Origin of the sequence: Natroniella sulfidigena (genome assembly GCF_023223645.1) — a bacterium.
GTDB classification, from domain to species: domain Bacteria; phylum Bacillota; class Halanaerobiia; order Halobacteroidales; family Halobacteroidaceae; genus Natroniella; species Natroniella sulfidigena.
In genome coordinates this window covers 59,992-82,382 of record NZ_JALKBY010000007.1, presented here as the reverse complement: position 1 = coordinate 82,382, position 22,391 = coordinate 59,992, and the positions used below count along the sequence as shown (strand labels likewise).

The following is a 22,391-nucleotide window of genomic DNA, read 5'->3' as shown; positions in this document are numbered from 1 at the left end:
TATTGATTCTCAATAATTTTAAATTCGAAAGGAGGGGATTTCAATGGCAGTACCTAAGAGGAGGACTTCTAAGACGCGTAAGAGAAAGAGAAGAACTCATTGGAAGTTAAATGCACCTAATTTAGTTGAGTGTTCTCAGTGCCATGAATTCAAATTGTCACACCGTGTATGTCCAGAGTGTGGATATTACAAAGGTAAGAAGGTTAAATAAATATAGCTTATAGACAAAAAGAGTAGGGGGAAGATAAATACCTTACTCTTTTTTTATTTTGTAACGTAGGTTATAATTAAGATTGAGTCTAAGCCTAAGTTTAAGTAAAATCTAAATTTTTATGTTCTTAATGGTTGACTTAGTCTTAGCCTTAACCTTAAACTTAAGTTAAATAAAAAAATAACCTAATTTCTCTTGCACTTAGCAGTGAAATTATATATAATACAAATGGAAGAAAATTAGTACCTGGTCTTAATATAAGATTTCAATAGGTGGTAATAATAAATGGGTAGATTAAATAAGGCTGAACGCCAAAAAAAGCTACAAGATAAATTAGAGGAGAATCCATTCTTAATTGATAAAGAATTGGCTGAAATCTTTGGGGTTAGTATTCAAACTATTCGGTTGGATAGAATGGAGTTGGGAATACCTGAAGTTCGTAAAAGGACTAAATCAGTCGCTAAACAAGCTTATTCTAAGGTGAAATCTGTACAAAGTGGAGAAATCATTGGTGAATTAGTAGATATCGAACTTGATCAAAGTGGTCTTTCTATTTTAGAGGTGACAGAAGAGCTTTGTTTAGAAAAGACAAAAATTGTACGAGGGCATCATATTTTTGCTCAAGCTAATACATTAGCTGTGGCGATAATTGATACGGATGTAGCTTTGACGGGTTCGTCAAAGATCAGATATAATAGACCGGTTTATATCGGAGAGCGATTGATTGCTAAGGCTAAAGTGGAGAAAGCTAAAAAGAATAAATTTTATGTTAATGTAGAAACTAAAGCAAGTAACGATACGGTTTTTACAGGAGAGTTTATAATTTTTTCAGTTGATGACCCTGATAAGGAGGTTTAGAGTTTTGAAGATTGCTATTGATGCAATGGGTGGAGATCATGCACCCCAGGAGATAATTAAAGGTGTTATGGAGAGTATTGACCAGTTTCAAGGGCAAATTATTTTGGTTGGCCCTAAAGAGCGATTGAAAGAGGAACTTGATCAATATTCTTTCCCTAGTGAGAAGATAGAAATTCATCATGCTTCAGAGTTGATTGGGATGAATGAATCTCCTGCTAAAGCATTACGGAAGAAGAAAGATTCAACTATTGCAATAGGTACTAGATTGGTTAAAGAAGGAGAAGTTGATGGTTTTGTATCTGCAGGAAATACAGGAGCAGTAATGGCAGGTGGCTTATTTAATATCGGACGAATAAAAGGTGTGGCAAGACCAGCAATTGGTGCTGTTTTTCCAACCCTTAAAGAAGAGACCTTGGTTTTAGATGCAGGGGCCAACGTAGATAGTAAGCCTGAGCATTTATTTCAACAAGCGATAATGGGCCAAATTTATGCTGATCAAATCTTACATAAATCGAATCCTAAAGTTGGCTTATTAAGCATTGGTGAAGAGGAGAAAAAGGGTAATGAATTGGTTTTAAATGTTCATCAAATGTTAAAAGAGACAGAGGATATAAATTTTGCTGGAAATATTGAAGGAAGAGATATCTTTACTGGAGAATACGATGTAGTGTTAGCTGATGGGTTTGTGGGTAATATAGTACTGAAGACATCAGAAGGTTTAGTTAAGGCTTTATTTAAGATTATCAAGCAGGAGATTGAAGCAAGTTGGTTGACTAAATTGGGTGGTTTATTATTAAAGCCTGCTTTCAATAGAGTAAAAAAGAAGATGGATTATACAGAGTATGGTGGTGCTCCCTTATTAGGGATTGATGGAATAGTAATTATTAGCCATGGTAGTTCAAATGCCAAAGCAATTAAGAATGCAATAAAAATTGCTCAAGAATCAATCGAAGCTAAATTGATTGATTCAATAAAAGCTAATATTGATGGAAGGACTGATTAATAATTATGAAGCAGGAATTAAGAAGGGCCAAGATTGCAGGGATTGGTTCATTTGTACCAGAAAATGTCTTGACAAATACTGACTTAGAAGGAATAGTTGATACTGATGCAGAATGGATAATAACTAGAACAGGAATTGAGGAAAGAAGAGTAGTTGAAGAAGAAGTTGTTACTTCTGATCTAGCTTATCAAGCAGCAACTGCTGCCTTGGAGGATGCTAATTTAGATGTAGAGGACTTAGATTTGATCTTACTAGCTACGTCAACTCCTGATTATCTTGGATTTCCTTCAACAGCCTGCATATTACAAGATAAGTTAGGGGCTGAAGGAATTCCAGCTTTTGATCTGGCTGCTGCTTGTACAGGTTTTATCTATGGCATATCAGTAGCAACTCAGTATATAGAAACAGGGGCTTATGATAATATTTTAATAGTTGGTGCTGAAACTTTTTCAAAGATACTTGATTGGGAAGATAGAGGCACATGTATTTTATTTGGAGATGGTGCTGGAGCTGTAGTCTTACAACCGACTGAATCTGCTGGGATTTTAGCTAACTCTTTAGGAGCAGATGGTTCTAAAGCTGAAGTATTAAAGATTCCAGGTGGTGGTTCAAAATGGCCTTTCTCTCAAGGGGTACTTGATGAACGGGCTCATTATCTTAAAATGGATGGCAATCCTGTCTTTAAGTTTGCTGTTAGAATCTTAGGGAAAGCAGCTAAAGAAGCATTACAGCAGGTAGGGTTGGATAGGGAAGATATTGATTATTTAATTCCACACCAAGCCAATATTAGAATTATTGATGCTGCTAGAAAACGTCTCAAACTAAATGAAGAACAAATTTATGTTAATCTTGATAGATATGGAAATACTTCTGCTGCTTCAGTGCCACTTGCGTTGGATGAAGCTGTGCGAGAAGGAAAGATAACAGCAGGAGATATTATCGTTTTAGTCGGTTTTGGAGCTGGATTAACTTGGGGAGCAACAGTTATAGAATGGTCATAAAGGGGGAATTATAAAAATGATAAGAACTGAACTATGTAAACTACTAGATATCGAATATCCAATTATTCAAGGAGGAATGGCTTGGGTTGCAACTGGAGAGTTAGCAGCTGCTGTTTCAGAAGCTGGTGGTTTAGGTATTATTGGAGCGGGGAATGCACCAGCTGATGTAGTTAGAGAAGAGATTCAAAAGGTCAAAGAGATAACAGACAAGCCATTTGGTGTTAATGTAATGTTACTATCACCTCATGTTGATCAAGTTATGGAAGTTATTGTTGAAGAAGAAGTGGCTGTTGTAACTACAGGTGCTGGTAATCCTGGTAAATATATTAAAGATTTAAAGGCGATCGGGGCCAAAGTTATTCCGGTAGTTCCTTCAGTAGCTTTAGCTAAGCGAATGACCCGGTTTGATGTTGATGCTGTAATTGCTGAGGGGAATGAAGCAGGAGGTCATATTGGTCAGTTGACTACAATGGCTTTAATACCTCAGATTGTTGATGCTGTTGATATTCCTGTTATTGCAGCGGGTGGAGTTGCAGATGGTCGTGGTTTAGCAGCTGTATTGTCATTGGGTGCTGTTGGGGCTCAAATAGGAACTAGGTTTGTTTGTGCTACAGAATGTATTGCCCATGATAATTACAAAGAAGCTATCATTAAAGCTAAGGATAGAGATGCAATTGTGACGGCTCGTTCTACTGGACATCCTGTTCGGAATTTAAAGAATAAGTTGACCCGCCAGATTGAAAAAATGGAACAGGAAAATATTTCTAAGGAAAAGATTGAAGAGTTAGGGATAGGTCGTTTACAACAAGCTGTGATTGATGGAGATGTTGATGAAGGAACTGTAATGGCTGGACAAGTAGCAGGAATGATCAGTAAAGAAGAATCAGCTGCTGATATTATCGCTGATGTTGTGGCTGTTGCTGAAGATGTTTTAGAAACAAGTTGTGAGTTGATTGAAGAGTAGTGACTGGTGATTAGTAATTTGTAACTAGTGATGATATAGTTTGGAGGGAGATAAGATGGGGAAAATAGCATTTATCTTTCCTGGGCAGGGTTCACAAGAAGTAGGAATGGGAGCAGAGTTGGCCCAGGAGTTTGAAGTGACTAAAGAAGTTTTTAAGCAAGCAGATCAAGCTTTGGAGATAGATATATCGGAATTATGTTTTTCAGGACCAGAGGATGAGTTGAAGGAGACAAGTAATACTCAACCGGCTATTTTAGCTACTAGTATTGGTGTTTATAAGTTATTACTGGAAAAAGGAATTGAACCTGATCTAGTTGCTGGACATAGTCTTGGTGAATACTCTGCTTTGGTTGCTGCTGGAGTATTAGATTTAACTGATGCTGTGCAATTGGTCAGAAAGAGAGGACAGTTGATGGCAGCAGCAGACCCTTCTGGTGAAGGTACAATGGCTGCAATTATTGGTTCAACAGCAGATGAGGTAAAAGAAGTCTGTAATGCAGGAAGTAAATATGGTCTAGTAGAAGTAGCTAATTTTAACTGTCCAGGCCAAGTCGTTATTTCTGGTGAGAAGAAGGCGGTTGAACAGACGGCTGAATTGGCTAAGGAGGCAGGAGCCAAAAGAGCGGTTATGTTAGATGTCAGTGGTCCTTTTCATTCCAGTTTGATGGAATCTGCTGGGGAGAAGTTGGCCCAAGAATTTGAAACAATAGAGTTTAAGACACCTCAAGTACCGCTTGTACCTAATGTTAAAGCAGAGATTACTACTGAAGTAGATGAGATTAAAGCTGCTTTAATTGAACAACTTAGCGGTTCAGTACGCTGGGAAGAATCTATTCGCCAGATGATCGATGCAGGTGTAGATACTTTTATTGAGGTTGGCCCGGGTCGAGTATTAAAAGGCTTTATGAGAAGGATTGACCGCAGTGTAACAGCATTAAATGTACAAGATCTGCGTTCTTTAAATAAGACATTGAAAAAGTTGTAACTTGTGGTTATATAAGATGGGTGATTAGGTAAAATATATAATGAAAGAGCAGGGGAGTGAAAGAAATGTCATTAAAGGGGAAGGTTGCACTTGTTACTGGTAGTTCACGAGGAATTGGAAAGGTAATTGCTCTGAAGTTGGCTGAAGAAGGTGCTAAACTAGTAATTAATTATCCAGTTGCTGATGAAGCAGAAAGTGCTCAGCAGGTAGTTGAAGAGATTGAAGATTTAGGTGCAGAGGCAATTGCTTTACAAGCAGATGTAACTGCGATGGAAGAAGTTAAGGGTATGGTTAAAGAAGTAAAGCAAGAATTTGATACGATCGATATTTTAGTCAACAATGCTGGAATTACTAGAGATACATTATTACTTAGAATGAAAGAAGAAGATTGGGATGCTGTGTTAGATGTTAATTTGAAAGGAGCATTTAATGTTACTAAAGCTATCAGTAGAATAATGATGAAGCAACGTAGTGGTAGAATCATTAATATTTCATCTGTTGTTGGCTTAATGGGGAATGCTGGGCAATCTAATTATGCTGCTTCTAAAGCAGGGCTGATTGGCTTTACTAAGTCTGTTGCTAAGGAGTTGGCCCCTAGAGGAGTGACTGCTAATGCAATTGCTCCCGGGTTTATTGAGACTGCAATGACAGATCAATTATCTGATAAGGTAGTAGAACAAATGCTCAGTGTAATTCCTGCTAATAGTTTCGGTCAGCCTGAAGATGTTGCTGACACAGCTTTATTTTTAGCAAGTGAAGGTGCAAAATATATTACTGGTGAAGTTATTAGAGTCGATGGTGGAATGACAATGTAGATAAAAGCAGTTGATAATTGATAGTTTATAGTGTATAGTTTGAAAATGTTAAAAAATAAAATCAAAACAAATCTATGATTTAGTTTAAGAAGTTTAGTTATAAGTTATATGATTTCAAGTTCTTGAATTAGATTTTAACTATCAATTATCAATTATAAACTATCAACTGATCTTTTGAAAGGAGGTGACAGGAATGGATACTTTAGAAAAAATTCAAGAGATTGTTGTTACAGAATTAGGCGTAGATGCTGATGAAGTAACTCCAGAGGCTTCATTCATTGATGATTTAGGAGCTGATTCTTTAGATATTGTTGAGGTTGTTATGGCATTTGAAGAGGAATTTGATATTGAGATTCCTGATGAGGATGCAGAAGATATTGGAACTGTGCAAGATGCAGTAGATTATATTGAAAATGCTTTATAATCTATAATCTGTTTGGATGGATGGTGCCCCGTTTATAGAACTATAAACGGGGGCTTTATCCATTAATAAATTAAAACTGGGGGAATAATGTTGGAATTACCTAAATTAAGAATAGGCGATTTAGTAGCTGAGGTGCCCATTGTTCAAGGTGGTATGGCTGTTAAAGTTTCTACTGCTCCCTTAGCTGCAGCTGTAGCTAATGAAGGTGGGATAGGATTAATAGCTGGTTCTGGCTTAACAGTAGAAGAGATTAAAAAAGAGATTAGACGGGCACGTGAGTTATCTACAGGAATTATTGGTGTAAATATTATGGTGGCAATCAATGAATTTAAAGAGTTAGTTAATGCATCTATTAGTGAAGGAATTGATTTAATAGTGGCAGGAGCAGGATTTTCTCGTGATTTATTCTCCTTAGGAAAAGAAGGCGATGTTGAAATTGTTCCAATTGTATCATCAGTAAAATTAGCAAAAATTTCTGAACGATTGGGAGCTTCTGCAATTGTGGTAGAAGGAAAAGAGGCTGGCGGTCATTTAGGTACTGATCAACCAATGAAATCATTAATTGAAAAGATTGTCGATGAAGTTGAAATTCCGGTTATTGCTGCTGGGGGAATTATGGATGGTCAAGATATAGCTGAAGTATTAGAAATGGGAGCAGATGGAGTTCAGATGGGATCTAGATTTGTGGCTAGTGAAGAATGTGAAGTTGAAGATGAATTTAAAGAATTGTATATGAATGCTACTCCAGAAGATGGAGTTGTTATAGATAGCCCAGTTGGTTTGCCTGGAAGAGCTTTGAGGAATGAATTTTTAAATAAGGTAGAGGATGATGAACTAGATACATCTTGTGACTATCTCTGTTTGAAAAAATGTTCGCGGAGGTTCTGTATTATGGAATCCTTAATAAAAGCTCAAAGTGGAGATATGGATCAAGGTCTAGTATTTGCTGGTGAGAAAGCATATCAATTAAATGAAATATTACCTGTCAAACAAATATTTGAAAATCTAATTGAAGAAGCTAAAGAGTACTTAGGAGGGAATACAAAAGATGACTAATCGTGTAGTGATAACTGGAATGGGGGTCATTTCTCCTATTGGGAATGGAATTGAGAATTATTGGTCCTCATTAGTAGCAGGGAAATCAGGAGTTGACACTATTACTCATTTTGATGCTAGTGAATATAAAACTCAAATTGCTGCTGAGGTTAATGATTTTGAGATTGAATCTTTTGGAGTAGATCGTAAAGAAGCTAGGAGAATGGATCGTTATGCTCAATTTGCTGTAGCTGGAGCGAAAATGGCTCTTGAAGATGCAGAGTTAGAAATTAATGAAGAAAATGAGAATGAAATTGGAGTTTTGATCGGTTCAGGTATTGGAGGGGTAGGAACTTTTGAAAAGCAGTATAATAGGTTATTAAAGAGAGGGCCAAATCGAGTCAGTCCCTTCTTTATCCCAATGATGATTGCTAATATGGCTGCTGGTCAAGTCTCTATTCATACTGGAGCTAAAGGGCCAAATGTAACAGCAGTAACTGCTTGTGCTTCGGGAACTAATGCTTTAGGTGATGCTTTTGAGATTATTAAGCGTGGAGATGCTAAAATGATGATTGCTGGTGGAACTGAAGCAGCGATTACTCCTGCTTCTTGTGCTGGATTTTGTGCTATGAAAGCAATGAGTACTAATAATGAGAATCCACAAGCGGCCAGTCGACCTTTTGATGCAGAACGTGATGGATTTGTAATGGGTGAAGGTTCTGGAGTCTTAATTTTGGAGTCTTTAGAAAATGCTCAAGCTAGAGGTGCTAAAATCTATGCTGAAGTAGCTGGATATGGTATGTCTGCTGATGCTCATCATATTACTGCTCCAGCTCCTGGTGGTGAAGGTGCTGCTAGAGCGATGGAGATGGCTCTAGAAGAAGGTAATATTGATCCAACAGAAATGGATTATATTAATGCTCATGGAACTTCTACACCTGCTAATGATAAGTTGGAAACAGCAGCTATTAAAAAGGTCTTTGGAGAGCATGCTGAGCAGTTAATAGTAAGTTCTACTAAGTCAATGACTGGACACTTGTTAGGGGGAGCAGGAGGAATAGAAGCTATTGCTTTAGCTTTAGCTATTCAAAATAATACCATCCCACCTACCATTAATTATGAAAATGTAGATCCAGAATGTGACCTTGATTATGCAGCAAATGAAGCTAAAGAAAGGGAGGTAAAGGTAGCTTTATCTAATTCATTAGGATTTGGAGGTCAAAACGCTACCATTATCATAAAAGAGTATAATGCTTAATATAAGGTGTTGATAATATGGAGTTCGATAAGCAAAAAGTTAAAAAGTTAGAGCAAGAGATTGAGGTTGAATTTGAAAATGAAGAATTATTAAAAAGAGCTCTTACTCATAAGTCTTACTCTAATGAGAATAGAAATCAAAATTTGAAAAATAACGAGCGACTGGAGTTTTTAGGAGATGCTATTTTAGATTTAGTAATTAGTGAGTATATTTTTGATAAATATTCCGAACATCCTGAAGGAGAATTAGCTAAGATTAGATCTGTAGTAGTCAGTGCTCCAGTATTAGCTGAAAAGTCTAAGGAGATTAACCTAGGTAATTATCTATTGTTAGGTAAAGGTGAAGAGATTACAGGAGGAAGAAAGCGAGATTCTATTTTGGCAGATGCTTTTGAAGCATTAGTAGGAAGTATTTATTTAGATCAAGGTTTAGAAACTGTCAGGAAATTTATTTTAGAATTATTAACTGCAGATATTATGACCGTTGAAGCAGGGGAGCATATTCAAGATTACAAAACTTTATTGCAAGAGTTGATCCAACAAAATTCCAATTCACGCCCTGAGTATTCGGTAGTTAAAGAGGAAGGGCCAGATCATAATAAAGAATTTACTGTTCAAGTTATCTTTGAAGATGAGGTATTAGGTGTTGGTATTGGATCTAGTAAAAAAGAGGCACAGCAAAAGGCAGCTAAAAATGCAATCAAGAAAATCCAGTAGCTCGTATTTACGGGCTGCTTTTTTATTTCTAATTACAATTATGTGTAACTTTTGATTTGAACCATGAGGGGCATTTCTCGTTTGGAAAGATTTTTTCTAAGCTTCTAAGATTCGTCTGCGAATAAATAAGAGCAAGCTAATTTAAAATGGGGAAATTAGCTAATTCATACTCTTATTCATTTCTCGACTCATCAAGAAGCTAGACGAAAAAATCTAGATGTCACTGCGAAACACCCCTCATGATAAATTTTTAGATTGTAATGTTTTGATTTTACCCAAAGAATTTATGCGATTGCGGTGGAAGTGGAGGATTTTATACGTAATTTTAATACCTCAAATGAGAATGATTTGATTTTAAGGTTTAAATTGTAATTTTTTAATTTTAAAAGTTAAGCTTAATATCAATTTAGTGTAAATCTTTTAAACTATAAACTAGAAGGGCGAGGTGGTTTTAAATGTACGATTTAATCGTAGCTGGTGGTGGAGCAGCAGGAATGATGGCAGCAGGTTGTGCTGCTCAAAGAGGAAAGAAGGTATTACTGTTAGAGAAGAATGAACAACTGGGAAAAAAGCTATTAATTACTGGAAAAGGAAGATGTAATTTGACTAATGACTGTGATGTAGAAGAGATAATTGAGAATTTCCCTGGGAATGGGAAGTTTTTATATAGCAGCCTCTACTCTTTTTCTAACTGGCAATTGCGAGAATTTTTTTCTAAGTTGGGAGTTGAGACTAAAGTGGAACGGGGTGGGAGGGTCTTCCCTACTTCTGATTCAGCTCGTGATATAGTAGAAGCATTAAAAAGATTTATTAAAGAAAATGGAGTTGAAGTTAGATTAAAGGAAGCTGTTGAGCAGTTGATGGTTGCTGATGGAGAAGTTAAAGGGGTCAAGACTATGAATGATAGCTATAGTGGGAAAAATATATTGTTAGCAGTAGGAGGTGCAGCTTATCCAACTACTGGTTCTTCAGGAGATGGGTATCAGTTGGCCCGGCAAGTAGGTCATAATATTATCAAAACTAGGCCTTCTTTAGTTCCTTTAGAGGTTAAAGAAGAGTGGGTTACAAAATTACAAGGGTTGAAGTTAAAGAATGTAACAGTGACTTTAACTATTGCTGGAGAAGAAGTTAGAGAAGAGTTTGGAGAGATGTTATTTACTCACTTTGGAGTCAGCGGGCCAATCATCTTAACGTTAAGTCGTGAGGTAGCAAATAACTTAAATCGAGAGTTGAAGTTGAAGATCAATTTAAAACCTGCTCTTTCGATTGAGCAGTTAGATGAGCGTTTACAGAGGGATTTTGCTAAGTATTCACGCAAACAATTTAAAAATAGTCTGGGTGATTTATTACCTAAGGGATTGATTCCAATCATGATTAACTTATCATCTATTCCTGAGGATAAATTTGTTAATCAGATTACACGTGAAGAGCGAAGAGAGTTATTAGAATTATTGACCTGTTTAGAATTGACAATTACTGGAACGAAAGGGTTTAGGCGAGCTATTGTTACAGCAGGAGGTATTGATACAGAAGAGATTGATCCTAGCACTTTAGAATCAAAATTAGTAGAGGGGTTATATTTTGCTGGTGAGATAGTAGATATTGATGCTTATACAGGTGGATTTAACTTACAAGCAGCTTTTTCGATGGGACATGTAGTAGGGAATCAAGTTTAAGGCTAAGTCTAAGTTTAAGTTTAAGTAAAACCTAAGCCCTTATGCTTTTAACGGTTGGCTTAGCCTTAAACTGTTTTACAATTTTAGCTTGCTAAGATTTAGTTTGATTTAATCTATATGATTACATAATCAAGTTGGAATTAGGGGAATTTAATACTGAGGTGAAAAGAATTGGAGCTTGATTTTGAGAAAAATCTAGGTGAAATGGATAGGATTATTAGATTAATTATTGGTTTTTTATTAATTTTTTCAGTCTATTATTGGAACTTAGTAGGTTGGTTGGCAGTTGTTATTGTTATAGTTGCCATTTCCCAATTTATTGAAGCAGCTTTTTCCTATTGAATTGTTTATGACTTAATGGGGTGGTCAACCCTTAGAGAAGAAGTTAGATGATTTAGATGAAATTATAGTTTAGTTGGCATAGATTGCCTTCCTTCAAGCATATTATTATAGCAAGAGAATTATATTTAGGGGGCGTAATCTATGTCTAATCGTTTTTTTCGTTTTGTTAGCGATATAATTAAAGTGATCGAAAGGATATTGTTTAGAATAGTGGGAGTAGGACTAGTATTATTAATTACAGTACAGATAATTTTGGCCAGTCCTGATTTTAATTTTAATAGAGATTTAATTGCAGATTTACCAGGTGTTAGTTTATTGCTAGGAGAAAGTGAATATCAATTTGGTGAACCTGCTCAGGAGGTCTTTTCAGCACCTGAAGAGCAAATGAGAATTGTTATTCAAGGGCGGTTAGATTTACCAGAAGCTAAATTAGTAGTTAATGGAGAAGTTAGAGATAACTTTGCTGGGGGAGTTGCTCAGGTAAGCGTCAGAAATGGAGATAAGGTAATTATTGATACTCGTGGGATTGAAAGAGGAATGTGGATTAGAATTGATGAACTTTCTGCTGGTTTATATCCGTTTGAAATAGATCAACAATTTTGGGTTCAAGATGAGTATAAAAATTTAGGACAGGTAAGAATTAATAATCAATTTTAAATTAGGCCTTGTGTTAAATTTCTAATTATGTTAAGATGTTAGGTAAACGTAGAAAAGTAGTACGGTAGTAGTATGAAATTGTAGGGTAAAAATTGTAGAGTATAATTAAATTAGTAAGATTATAAAATTAAATACCCTAGTAGGATGGTAGTTAGGTAGGAGCAAGTGGGATTAGTTTAAGTACTCCTATTGGTAGGGGTGCTTTTTTAATATTATAGAGTAAAAAGGTAAGAGAGGAGGAAGAAGATGAGGAATAATGATCAAACAAGTAAACAGGTAGCTACTGCAGCAATTAAGATGGCATTAAGTGATCGTGAGCAAGAGAATCAATTAAAGGTTGCTTATCAAGAAGAAGGTTTGCAAGTAGCAGCTATTGATTTTGGAGGAGAGTTTAACTCTTCTATCAAAAAGATCATTGAAAGGGCAATTGTTGCTGCTAAAAGAGAAGGAGTAATTGAGCAAACACATGCTGAGCAAGGGGCAGTTGCTGGAGCAACTCATGAAGCTTTAAATCAAATTCATCCCAAAGCAGTTGGTTTTGATGTAGGAGGAAAGATAGGAGTTGCTCGAAAAGATGATCATGTTAGTGTGGCTATCTTTTTTGAAATTGGATTATTACATTTAAACGAAATGGCAATAGGATTAGGACATCGTGTAGCTAATTAAGAATATGATGTTTCTCTAAAAAGGAGGGAGAAGATGAAGGTTAGAGGAGTTAGAGGAGCAACTACAGTAAAAGAGAATACTGAAGAGGATATTTTAGAAGCAACTAGAGAGTTATTACAGGAGATGATTAAGGATAATGAAATTAAAGAAGAGGATATTGCATCGATCTTCTTTTCAATGACATCTGAGCTTGATCAGGCCTTTCCTGCAGTTGCTGCTAGAGAAATTGGTTTGACAGATACGCCGTTATTATGTACTAAGGAATTAGAAATTGAAGGAGCATTAAAAAAATGTATTAGGATTTTAATTCATTATAATACTAGCAAAGAATTAACTGAAATTAATCATATTTATTTAAGAGAAGCAGAGAGTTTAAGGCTAGATTTAGTAGAAGGAGGAGAATAATATGATCAATGATAATGTAGTTCGGCAACAAATTTTAGAAATTAAACCTTATGTGCCAGGAAAGCCAATTGAAGAGGTTAAAAGGGAGTTAGGATTAGATGAAGTAATTAAATTAGCTTCTAACGAAAATCCATTAGGACCAGCTCCTCAAGCAATTGAGCAGATGAAGAAGACAGCGGAGCAGGTTAATATTTATCCTGATGGGAATGTTCATTATTTACGACAAAAATTGGCCACTAAATTAGGCGTAAAAGAGGAAGAGTTGATCTTTGGTAATGGATCTGATGAACTGTTAGCTTTGTTAGGTCAAACATTTATTACTGAGCAGGCAGAAGTAATTATGGCTGGAACTACTTTTAGTGAGTATCGATTTGCTACTAATATTATGGGAGGAAAGATAGTTACTGTACCATTAAAAGAGTATACTCATGATTTAGAAGCAATGGCTGCAGCTATCACACCTAACACTAAATTGATTTTTATTTGCAATCCTAATAATCCAACAGGAACGATTGTGACTAAAGATGAGGTTGATAACTTTCTAAATCAAGTTCCTGATGATGTAATAGTTATTTTTGATGAGGCTTATTATGAATATGTTGCTAATCCAGCCTATCCTGAAACTGTAGATTATCTGGCTGACTATGAAAACATAATCATTTTACGAACCTTTTCTAAAGCTTATGCTTTAGCAGGGTTAAGGATTGGTTATGGGATTGCCAGTCAAAAATTGATCGATTACATAGAAAGAGTAAGACAACCCTTTAATGTTAATCTGATGGCTCAAAAGGCAGCAATAGCCAGCTTAGCTACTGAAGATCATTTAGCTAAAAGTGTGGAACTTAATCAAGTTGGGAAGGAATATTTATACCAAGAATTTGATAAATTAGGATTAGAGTATGTACCGACTGGTTCTAATTTTATTTTGGTTGATGTAGCGGAGGATTCAACAAGGGTTTTTGAAGAATTAATGCAGCGAGGAGTTATTATTCGTGATATGAGTGCTTTTGGTTACCAGACTAAGATTAGAGTTACAGTTGGTTTACCTGAAGAGAATGAATTTTTTATCGAGCAATTAAAAGAGGTTTTAAATAATTAATCAATGAGTAGTGAGTATAAAAGGAGGAAATAATAATGATTGTAGTAATGGAAAATGGTGCAAGTGAGGATATGGTACATCGAGTATTAGGACGGATTGAAGAATTAGGATTTGAAGCTCATTTATCTGAAGGAGAAGTAAAAACTATCATTGGAGTAATTGGAGAAGGAAAGATGGAGTTAAAAGATACCTTTGCTATCTTACCTGGAGTAGAGGAAGTGGTAGAGATCACTAAACCATATAAGTTATCTGGAAAGCAATTTAAAACTGAACAATCAGTAATTGAGATTGATGATGTTAAAGTTGGTGGGGATAACTTTACAATTATGGCTGGCCCGTGTGCGATTGAAAGTAAAGAACAGTTATTACAAGCAGCTCAGCAAGTAAAAGATGGTGGAGCTCAAATTTTACGAGGTGGTGCTTTTAAGCCGAGAACTTCTCCATATAGCTTCCAAGGAATGGAAGAAGAAGGGTTGAAGATGCTAGCTGAAGCTAGAGAAGAGACAGGATTAAAAGTAGTAACAGAAGTAATGGATACTCGGGATGTAGGATTGGTAGCAGAGTATGCTGATATCTTACAGATTGGTGCACGAAATATGCAAAACTATCCATTATTAAGAGAAGTAGGACAAACTAATACACCGGTATTATTGAAAAGAGCTATGAGTGCTACGTATAAAGAATTTTTGATGGCAGCTGAGTATATTATGGCCGGTGGAAATCATGATGTTATTTTATGTGAGCGAGGGATTAGAACATTTATAGATCAGACTAGAAATACGGTTGACTTAGCAGTAGTTCCTGTAGTTAGGGAATTGAGCCACTTACCGATTATTATTGATCCTAGCCATGGTACAGGAAAATGGAATTATGTTGCTCCTTTAGCTAGAGCTGCTTTAGCAGTAGGAGCAGATGGATTAATGATTGAGGTTCACCCTAATCCGACTAATGCTTTATGTGATGGGCCACAGTCATTACGACCAGATAAGTTTAAATCCTTAGTAGAACAGATGAAGCCAATAGCTGAAGCAGTTAATCGCAACTTATAATGAGGTGAGAATATGATCAGTAAGATAGCAGTTGTTGGTGTCGGCTTGATCGGTTCATCTTTAGGATTAGCTTTTCAAGGTTTGGAACAGGTTGAAGAAGTGGTGGGGATTGATCGAAATCCCTCCCACTTACAACAAGCATTGAAGCTAGGAGCAATCAATCGTACAGCTAGTTTAAAAGAAGGAGTCCAGGGCGTTGATTTGGTTATAGTAGCAACTCCTGTAGGAACTATTATTGATTTAATTGAAGAAATAAGTTTATATGTTGATCAGGAAACAATTATTACTGATGTAGGAAGTACTAAATCAAGTTTGGTTGACCAATTAGAAACTACAGTAGCTGCTCAGGGCCAAATTTATATTGCAGGCCACCCAATGACCGGTTCTGAAGTTGTAGGGCCTAGTGGAGCAGATGAGTACTTATTTGAGAATGCTATTTATGTCTTAACAGAGACTGAGCAGACTGAACAGACAGCTTTGAGAGCTCTTAAAGCTTTACTGGAAAAGTTAGGGGCTCAAGTACTTGTCTTAGATCCTAACCGCCATGATCAAGTGGTAGCTTTAACAAGTCATTTACCCCATATAGTGGCAGTCAATCTGATGCAAGTAATTGATCAATTTTCTCAAAATGATGAGTTAGTTACTTCCCTAACAGCAGGAGGTTTTAGAGATACTACTAGGATAGCTGCTGGTGATCCTACAATGTGGAAAGATATCTTTGTTTATAATCAAGTGGAGGTATTGACCGCGATTGAGGCTTTTGAAGATAAATTAAAGCAATTTAAAGAATTAATTGTTGAGCAATCCGAAGAAGAGCTTTTAAGTCAGCTCAGTCAAGCACGAGAATCTAGACTTCAGCTTCCGATGAAGAAGAAAGGATTATTACCGACTAATTATGAGTTGATTATTACTTTAAAGGATGAACCGAATGCTATTGGTCGGGTAGCTTCTTTACTAGGAGAAGAGGGAATTAATATTCAAGATATAGAGGTACTGAAGGTAAGGGAAGATGGTGGAACATTACGGCTCAGCCTTAGCCAAGAAGAAGAGCAGATAGAAGCTTGTCGCCTCTTACAAGAAGTGGGATATAAAGTCTTTAAAAAGTAGTGAGAAGGAGTGATTAGATGCAGCTTAAGATAAAATCTAAGTCTAACTTAACTGGTGAAGTAACTATACCTGGAGATAAATCAATTTCTCATCGAGCTGTGATGTTAGGAGCGTTGGCCCGGGGTAAGACGGAGGTAGAAGGGTTTTTAACTGGTGAAGATTGTTTAAGTACAGTCAAAGCCTTTCAGAGTTTAGGAATTGAGATTGATGGTGTAGGAAGAGAGGAAATGACGATTCATGGTAAAGGGTTAAATGGCTTAGAAGAGGCTGATGATGTATTAGATTTAGGGAATTCAGGAACGACAATGAGATTAATGTTAGGGATTTTAGCAGGCCAGGATTTTTATTCGGTGGTAACAGGTGATGATTCCTTGCGGAGTCGACCAATGGCTAGGGTTACTGGGCCAGTAGCTAAAATGAATGGTAAATTTTATGGTAGGGATAATGCTAATTTAGCTCCGATTACTGTAGTTGGTGGACAAGAGTTAAAAGCGATGCAATATCAATCACCAGTAGCCAGTGCTCAGGTTAAATCTTCAATTCTACTAGCTGGTCTATATGCTGAAGGAGTTACTGAAGTAATAGAACCAGCCAAATCCAGAGATCATACAGAGCGGATGCTTGAGTATTTTGGGGCCAACATTGAGGTCGATGGTTTGACTGTCAAGGTAGAAGGTAATCCTGAGCTAACAGGACAGAAAGTAATAGTACCAGGAGATATCTCTTCAGCTGCTTTTCTAATGGTAGCGGGGTTGATTACTGCTGATTCTGAACTCTTAATTAAGAATGTAGGGTTGAATCCAACTCGTTCAGGAGTAATTGATGCTTTAGAGCAGATGAATGCTAATCTAGAGCTACTTAATAAGCGAGAGGTTAATGGAGAGCCGATTGCTGATATTGTAGTTAGGAGTAGTCAATTACAGGGAACTGTGATCGATGGAGAGTTGATTCCGTTATTGATCGATGAAATCCCAATTTTGGCTGTAGCTGCTAGTCAAGCAGAAGGAAAAACAGTAATCAAAGATGCTGAAGAGCTACGGGTCAAAGAGACGGATCGAATTGATGCGATGGTAAAAGAGTTAGCAAAATTAGGGGTTGAGGTAATAGAGCGAGAAGATGGGATGGAGATAGTAGGAAAACAAACCATTCAAGGAGGAGCTAAGTGTCATAGTTACGATGATCATCGAGTGGCTATGTCTTTAGCAATAGCTGGATTGATAGCAGAGGAGCCTGTTGTTATTGAAGATGCTGAATGTATTGATATTTCTTTCCCTAATTTTGAAGAACTGTTAGCTAAGTTATAATCAAAAAAACCACTTAACTTTATTTAGAGTTAAGTGGTTTTTTTAGTTTAAGTTTGAGTTTAAGGTTAAGCCAACCATTAAAAACATAAGATCTTAGTCTTACTTAAACTTAGACTTAACCTTAAACTTAAGTTTTATATCAATTTTCTGTAATATTTACCTGCTTGCTTCTAGTAAATATAAATAGAAACTAAATTAAGTAATTATTTGATATATGCAGGAAAATAACTTTTTTATTAGAAAACAATTAAAAAGAGTAAACTTTATTGTAGTGGTGGAGAAAGAGCTCTTTAAAAAGGAGGGCAGAATATGGGGAGTAGGCAAAATGATGGAATCAAGGTCTATTTAAATCAATCAGCTCATGATTTATTATCAGCTAAAGAAGAGAAAAAGTTAGCTAAAAGGGTTCAAGAAGGAGATGAGCAAGCAAAGCAGACTTTGATTGAGTCTAATTTACGTTTAGTTATTAGTGTTGCTAAGAAGTATATAGGCCAAGGGCTCGATTTTTTAGATCTAATTCAAGAGGGAAATTTAGGTTTGATGCAAGCAATTAAAAAATTTGATCATACGAAAGGATATCGATTTAGTACTTATGCAACCTGGTGGATTAAGCAGCGAATTAATCGAGCCTTAGCTGATAAATCACGTACAATTAGGATACCAGCTCATATTTGGGAGACGATGAATAAGTATATCAAGATTTCAAATAGATTGTCAGGGAAGTTAGGTAGAGAACCTAAAATAGAAGAGATGGCAGAAGAGATGAATACTTCTGAAGAAAAGATTAAAAAGATTAAGGAACTTATTCAAGAGCCTGCTTCATTAGATAGTCCTATCGGTGAAGAGGATGACTTTTTTTTAGGGGATCTGATTGAAGACTCGACAGCATTGACTCCAGATAAAGCCACTTATGATACTTTATTACAAGAAGAATTAGATGATATTTTAGATACATTATCGGATAGGGAAAAGAGAATTTTACAGTTGAGATTTGGACTGTTAGATGGTAGGCCACGGACATTAAATGAGATTGGGCAAGATTATGATCTGTCACGAGAGAGGATTAGACAGATTGAGAAGAAGGCTTTACAGAGGTTGAGGCATCCTAATCGCAGTGAAAAGTTAAGAGATTATCTGTAATCATAAACAGCAACCATTTTGGTTGCTGTTTATTACAATTTAGTTTAAGTTTGAGTCTAAGTCTAAGTAAGAACTAAGCCCTTATGTTTCTAGTGGTTGACTTAAACTCAACCTCAGCCTTAAACTTAAGCTATTTATCAATACTGTGTAATTAGTTATCAATTAAAAGCTAATGGTTAATTATAATAGTTAAGGCAAGCAGGAAAATAAGGTTGTTGGCTTGAAGTAAATAGAGGATACAAATTTAAATAGGGGAAAGGATTGATATTATAATGAAATTAGAGAAGCAATTAGTAATAGCAATTGACGGGCCAGCAGGAGCAGGTAAGAGTACGGTTGCCAAATTGGTAGCTAAACGTTTAGGATATATTTACATAGATACGGGAGCTATGTATCGAGCATTGACGCTTAAGGCATTACAGGAAGATATTGATCTACAATCTGAAGTTGATTTAGCTGAGTTAGCTCAAAGTACCGAAATTAAATTTGTTAAGGAAGGACTAGAAGATCGAGTAGTAATTGATGGAGTAGATAAGACTGAAGAGATCAGGGCCAACAAGGTAAGTAATTATGTTTCAATAGTAGCTAAAGTAGCAGCAGTAAGAGAAGAGTTGGTGAGGATTCAGCGGGGGTTGGCCCAAGCTGGAGGAGTTGTAATGGATGGGCGTGATATTGGAACGGTTGTCTTGCCTCAAGCTGATCTTAAGATCTTTTTGAATGCTACTGTAGAGGAGAGGACGAAACGGCGTTATCAGGAGTTGCAGCAAAAGGAAGAAAATGTTGATTTTGAACAGTTAAAAGAAGAGATTATTAGACGGGATGAGCTTGATCGTAATCGGGATATTGCACCATTAAAGAAGGCAGATGATGCTATTGAAATTGATACAACTAATTTTGAAGTTGAAGAGGTAGTAGATAAAATATTAGAATTTTGTAAATTATAACCTATTATTTTAATAGAGGAAGATAAAAATGGATAAAACAATCTTTGAACTTTTATTTATTCTGATTAAAGGTATGTCAGTAGTGGCAGTCTTTGCTTACTTGTTAGGAATGCAAACAGATATTTTTAATCAATTAGTTTCTCGAAAAGCAAAAGTTAAAACTAAATTGATTTTAGGGGTCTTTTTTGGGTTGTTATCATTAATAGGGACTTATTTAGGTGTTCATATTTTAGATGCTTATGCTAATATTAGAGCTATTGGTGCTATTGTTGGAGGTTTGATAGGCGGGCCAACTGTTGGAATTATAGCTGGTTTAATAGGAGGGTTACATCGTTATTTATTAGGAGGTTTTACTGCCTTTGCTTGTGGATTAGCTACTTTTCTTTATGGAATTATTGGAGGGAGTATTTATTATCATCGACCATTAAGTAAGATTACTTTAAAGGAAAGTTTTTTACTAGGAATTTTAGTAATAATATTTGAGATGTTTTTAGTCTTATTATTCAGTCGACCATATGCTTTGGCTTATCAATTGGTGAAAATTATTAGTATTCCAATGGCTTTAAGTAATGCTTTAGGAATTGCTTTATTTATCAGTATTTTGCATAATGCATCAAAGAAAGAAAAAGAATTAAAAGCAATTCAGGCTTATAAAGCATTAAAAATAGCTAATAAAACTTTAAATTATTTGCGTGATGGGTTAAATTATAATTCAGCCCAAGAGACAGCTAAGATTATTTTAGCAGAAACAGAAGTAGCTGCAGTTTCGATTGCAGATAAAGAGATAGTGTTAGCCCATTGTGGATTGAGTGAAGATCATCATCATAGTGGTCAAGAGATTTTAACTACGGCTACTAAAGAAGCAATTGCTAATGGAAAGTTAGCAATAGTAACCGAGCAGGATGAAATTGGTTGTCCAATAGAAGGTTGCAGTTTGCAGTCAGCAGTAATTGCGCCTTTAAAGAGGAAAGAAGAGGTAATTGGTGCTTTAAAGCTATATAAAACTGATACAGAAGAAATCAGTAATTTAGATATTGAGTTGGCTAGAGGGGTTGCTGAGTTATTATCAAACCAGTTACACATCTCTTCTTTGGAAAAAGAAGCTCAATTGGCGACTGAAGCTGAGCTCAAAGCATTACAAGCACAGATTCATCCTCATTTCTTATTTAACACCTTGAATACAATTAGTTCCTTCTGTCGAACAGATCCTGAACAGGCAAGAGACTTATTATTGAAGTTAGCTAATTTTTTTCGAAAGACCTTAAAACAGAACAGTAAATTAGTTACATTAAAACAAGAATTAGAAGATACATTAGATTATATTGCGATAGAAAAAGCTAGATTTGGAGATAGATTGAAATTAATAACTGATATTCCAGAAGTCCTACATTGCTATGAATTACCTAGCTTTACATTACAGCCAGTTGTAGAAAATGCATTAAAACATGGTATTTCATCACAGGCTGGAACTGGTAAGATTAAGATTGAAGCACTAAAAGATAAAGAAGAATTGATAATTAAGGTTAGTGATAATGGAGTAGGGATTTCTGCAGCAAAGCTAGAGCAACTTCTACAGACCAATCAACAGAATATCGATTCTGGAATTGGTCTAAATAATGTAAATCAGAGATTGAAAAAGATCTATGGTTCGGTGTATGGACTTGCTATTGAGAGTGAAGTAGATGAAGGAACTTCTGTAACTATTAAACTGCCACTTTGTAAAGGAGAGGGGCTATTGAACAATGAAATTAAGAACAGTAATTGTTGAAGATGAATTTCCAGCACGAAATGAATTAACTTATCTACTAGAGGGGATTAAAGAGGTTGAGTTAGTAGGAGAGGCAATAGATGGAGAGGAAGCACTAGAGTTAATTAAAGATAAAAATCCTGATTTAGTCTTATTAGATATTCAACTACCCAGTAAAAGCGGCTTGGAAGTAGCTCAAGAGATTCAAAACTGGTCAATTAAGCCAATCATTATTTTTATAACCGCTTATGATCAGTATGCAATTGATGCTTTTAAAGTGAATGCAATTGACTATTTATTGAAGCCTTATGATCAGGAGCGGTTACTAGAGACTATTGAGCGGGCTAAAAATAACTATTTAACTGCTGATTATGAAGAAGTAGAGGATAAATTGGAAACATTTCTTACTAAATTAGAAGTCAGTGATCAATTTGATTTAAAACCTAAAATCAAGAAATTGCCAGTAGAGACCGGTCGCGAGAGAATTAAATTAGTACCTTATCAAGGATTGATAGTTTTATATACTAAAGGTGGAGATGTTTATGCCAAGACTTATGATCGAGAATATAAGGTCGGTTTGAATTTGAGCCAACTGGAGGAGAAGTTAAAAGATGATAACTTTTTGCGAATACATCGTAGTTATTTGATTAACTTAGAAGAGATTAAAGAGGTTATTCCTTGGTTTAAAGGGAAGTATCAAGTGGTAATGGCTGATCAAGGAGCAATGAAGGTTCCAGTTAGTCGATCTAAGGTTAAGATTTTAAAGAAAATATTTGATCTATAATAATTAAGTCTTTAATAAAAATGGCCTAACGGCCATTTTTTCTTTTGGATAAGTTTTGATTGAAATTCAGCTTAAAATAATGTAGTTCGAGTTTTCTTTTCTGCAGTTTAGATTGAATGTCGCACTTTCATAAGTTATTGATGTATAATTAGGCTAACGAATTAACAATAAGATTATAGTTTTAAATAAGCTGTTAATAAT

General features: G+C 35.8%; 24 protein-coding genes. All 24 read left to right on the top strand.

What is annotated here, in order from left to right:
- Nucleotides 1-43 precede the first annotated feature (43 nt).
- Entirely contained in the window at nucleotides 44-211 is a 168-nt protein-coding gene (gene rpmF, locus MWH28_RS06040; RefSeq protein ID WP_248618414.1) for a 50S ribosomal protein L32, read from the top strand.
- A 285-nt stretch (nucleotides 212-496) separates the two neighbouring features.
- Nucleotides 497-1,069: a transcription factor FapR gene (fapR, locus tag MWH28_RS06035; RefSeq protein WP_248618413.1), complete on the top strand. Its 573-nt coding sequence runs from the start codon at nucleotides 497-499 to the stop codon at nucleotides 1,067-1,069.
- A 4-nt stretch (nucleotides 1,070-1,073) separates the two neighbouring features.
- On the top strand, nucleotides 1,074-2,072 hold the full coding sequence (gene plsX / locus MWH28_RS06030) for a phosphate acyltransferase PlsX (protein WP_248618412.1): 999 nt from the start codon (nucleotides 1,074-1,076) through the stop codon (nucleotides 2,070-2,072).
- Between the two features lie 5 nt (nucleotides 2,073-2,077).
- The gene (locus tag MWH28_RS06025) at nucleotides 2,078-3,073 is read left to right on the top strand and encodes a beta-ketoacyl-ACP synthase III (RefSeq protein WP_248618411.1); all 996 of its coding nucleotides are present in this window, start codon (nucleotides 2,078-2,080) and stop codon (nucleotides 3,071-3,073) included.
- 16 nt (nucleotides 3,074-3,089) lie between these two features.
- Complete coding sequence (gene fabK, locus MWH28_RS06020; RefSeq protein ID WP_248618410.1) at nucleotides 3,090-4,037, top strand: enoyl-[acyl-carrier-protein] reductase FabK; 948 nt, start codon at nucleotides 3,090-3,092, stop codon at nucleotides 4,035-4,037.
- A gap of 55 nt (nucleotides 4,038-4,092) precedes the next feature.
- Nucleotides 4,093-5,022: an ACP S-malonyltransferase gene (gene fabD / locus MWH28_RS06015; protein WP_248618409.1), complete on the top strand. Its 930-nt coding sequence runs from the start codon at nucleotides 4,093-4,095 to the stop codon at nucleotides 5,020-5,022.
- A gap of 65 nt (nucleotides 5,023-5,087) precedes the next feature.
- Entirely contained in the window at nucleotides 5,088-5,837 is a 750-nt protein-coding gene (gene fabG, locus MWH28_RS06010) for a 3-oxoacyl-[acyl-carrier-protein] reductase (protein WP_248618408.1), read from the top strand.
- A gap of 193 nt (nucleotides 5,838-6,030) precedes the next feature.
- Nucleotides 6,031-6,261 carry an acyl carrier protein gene (locus MWH28_RS06005; protein ID WP_248618407.1) on the top strand — a complete coding sequence of 77 codons (231 nt, stop codon included), beginning with the start codon at nucleotides 6,031-6,033 and terminating at the stop codon, nucleotides 6,259-6,261.
- Nucleotides 6,262-6,351: 90 nt separating this feature from the next.
- Complete coding sequence (locus MWH28_RS06000) at nucleotides 6,352-7,317, top strand: NAD(P)H-dependent flavin oxidoreductase (protein ID WP_248618406.1); 966 nt, start codon at nucleotides 6,352-6,354, stop codon at nucleotides 7,315-7,317.
- Nucleotides 7,310-8,554: a beta-ketoacyl-ACP synthase II gene (fabF, locus tag MWH28_RS05995; RefSeq protein WP_248618405.1), complete on the top strand. Its 1,245-nt coding sequence runs from the start codon at nucleotides 7,310-7,312 to the stop codon at nucleotides 8,552-8,554. Before MWH28_RS06000 ends, fabF begins: the two co-directional genes overlap by 8 nt.
- Nucleotides 8,555-8,571: 17 nt before the next feature.
- Nucleotides 8,572-9,270, top strand: coding sequence for a ribonuclease III (gene rnc / locus MWH28_RS05990; protein WP_248618404.1), 699 nt, complete (start codon nucleotides 8,572-8,574; stop codon nucleotides 9,268-9,270).
- Between the two features lie 455 nt (nucleotides 9,271-9,725).
- The gene (locus tag MWH28_RS05985) at nucleotides 9,726-10,946 is read left to right on the top strand and encodes a BaiN/RdsA family NAD(P)/FAD-dependent oxidoreductase (RefSeq protein ID WP_248618403.1); all 1,221 of its coding nucleotides are present in this window, start codon (nucleotides 9,726-9,728) and stop codon (nucleotides 10,944-10,946) included.
- A 171-nt stretch (nucleotides 10,947-11,117) separates the two neighbouring features.
- Complete coding sequence (locus MWH28_RS05980) at nucleotides 11,118-11,288, top strand: YgaP family membrane protein (RefSeq protein WP_248618402.1); 171 nt, start codon at nucleotides 11,118-11,120, stop codon at nucleotides 11,286-11,288.
- A 141-nt stretch (nucleotides 11,289-11,429) separates the two neighbouring features.
- Entirely contained in the window at nucleotides 11,430-11,945 is a 516-nt protein-coding gene (locus tag MWH28_RS05975) for a hypothetical protein (protein ID WP_248618401.1), read from the top strand.
- A 246-nt stretch (nucleotides 11,946-12,191) separates the two neighbouring features.
- Complete coding sequence (locus MWH28_RS05970) at nucleotides 12,192-12,611, top strand: HutP family protein (RefSeq protein ID WP_248618400.1); 420 nt, start codon at nucleotides 12,192-12,194, stop codon at nucleotides 12,609-12,611.
- A 33-nt stretch (nucleotides 12,612-12,644) separates the two neighbouring features.
- Nucleotides 12,645-13,016, top strand: coding sequence for a chorismate mutase (aroH, locus tag MWH28_RS05965; protein WP_248618399.1), 372 nt, complete (start codon nucleotides 12,645-12,647; stop codon nucleotides 13,014-13,016).
- Between the two features lies 1 nt (nucleotide 13,017).
- Nucleotides 13,018-14,115: a histidinol-phosphate transaminase gene (gene hisC / locus MWH28_RS05960; RefSeq protein WP_248618398.1), complete on the top strand. Its 1,098-nt coding sequence runs from the start codon at nucleotides 13,018-13,020 to the stop codon at nucleotides 14,113-14,115.
- A 35-nt stretch (nucleotides 14,116-14,150) separates the two neighbouring features.
- Nucleotides 14,151-15,164: a 3-deoxy-7-phosphoheptulonate synthase gene (gene aroF, locus MWH28_RS05955; protein ID WP_248618397.1), complete on the top strand. Its 1,014-nt coding sequence runs from the start codon at nucleotides 14,151-14,153 to the stop codon at nucleotides 15,162-15,164.
- Between the two features lie 12 nt (nucleotides 15,165-15,176).
- Nucleotides 15,177-16,271 (top strand): prephenate dehydrogenase, encoded by a 1,095-nt coding sequence (locus MWH28_RS05950; protein ID WP_248618396.1) that lies wholly within the window; start codon nucleotides 15,177-15,179, stop codon nucleotides 16,269-16,271.
- Between the two features lie 17 nt (nucleotides 16,272-16,288).
- On the top strand, nucleotides 16,289-17,575 hold the full coding sequence (gene aroA / locus MWH28_RS05945; protein WP_248618395.1) for a 3-phosphoshikimate 1-carboxyvinyltransferase: 1,287 nt from the start codon (nucleotides 16,289-16,291) through the stop codon (nucleotides 17,573-17,575).
- 309 nt (nucleotides 17,576-17,884) lie between these two features.
- A complete protein-coding gene (locus MWH28_RS05940; protein ID WP_248618394.1) occupies nucleotides 17,885-18,715 on the top strand; it encodes a sigma-70 family RNA polymerase sigma factor in 831 nt (276 codons plus the stop codon).
- Between the two features lie 272 nt (nucleotides 18,716-18,987).
- Entirely contained in the window at nucleotides 18,988-19,659 is a 672-nt protein-coding gene (gene cmk, locus MWH28_RS05935) for a (d)CMP kinase (RefSeq protein WP_248618393.1), read from the top strand.
- A gap of 28 nt (nucleotides 19,660-19,687) precedes the next feature.
- Nucleotides 19,688-21,427: a sensor histidine kinase gene (locus MWH28_RS05930; RefSeq protein ID WP_248618392.1), complete on the top strand. Its 1,740-nt coding sequence runs from the start codon at nucleotides 19,688-19,690 to the stop codon at nucleotides 21,425-21,427.
- Nucleotides 21,402-22,190 (top strand): LytR/AlgR family response regulator transcription factor, encoded by a 789-nt coding sequence (locus MWH28_RS05925; RefSeq protein WP_248618391.1) that lies wholly within the window; start codon nucleotides 21,402-21,404, stop codon nucleotides 22,188-22,190. Before MWH28_RS05930 ends, MWH28_RS05925 begins: the two co-directional genes overlap by 26 nt.
- Nucleotides 22,191-22,391 lie beyond the last annotated feature (201 nt).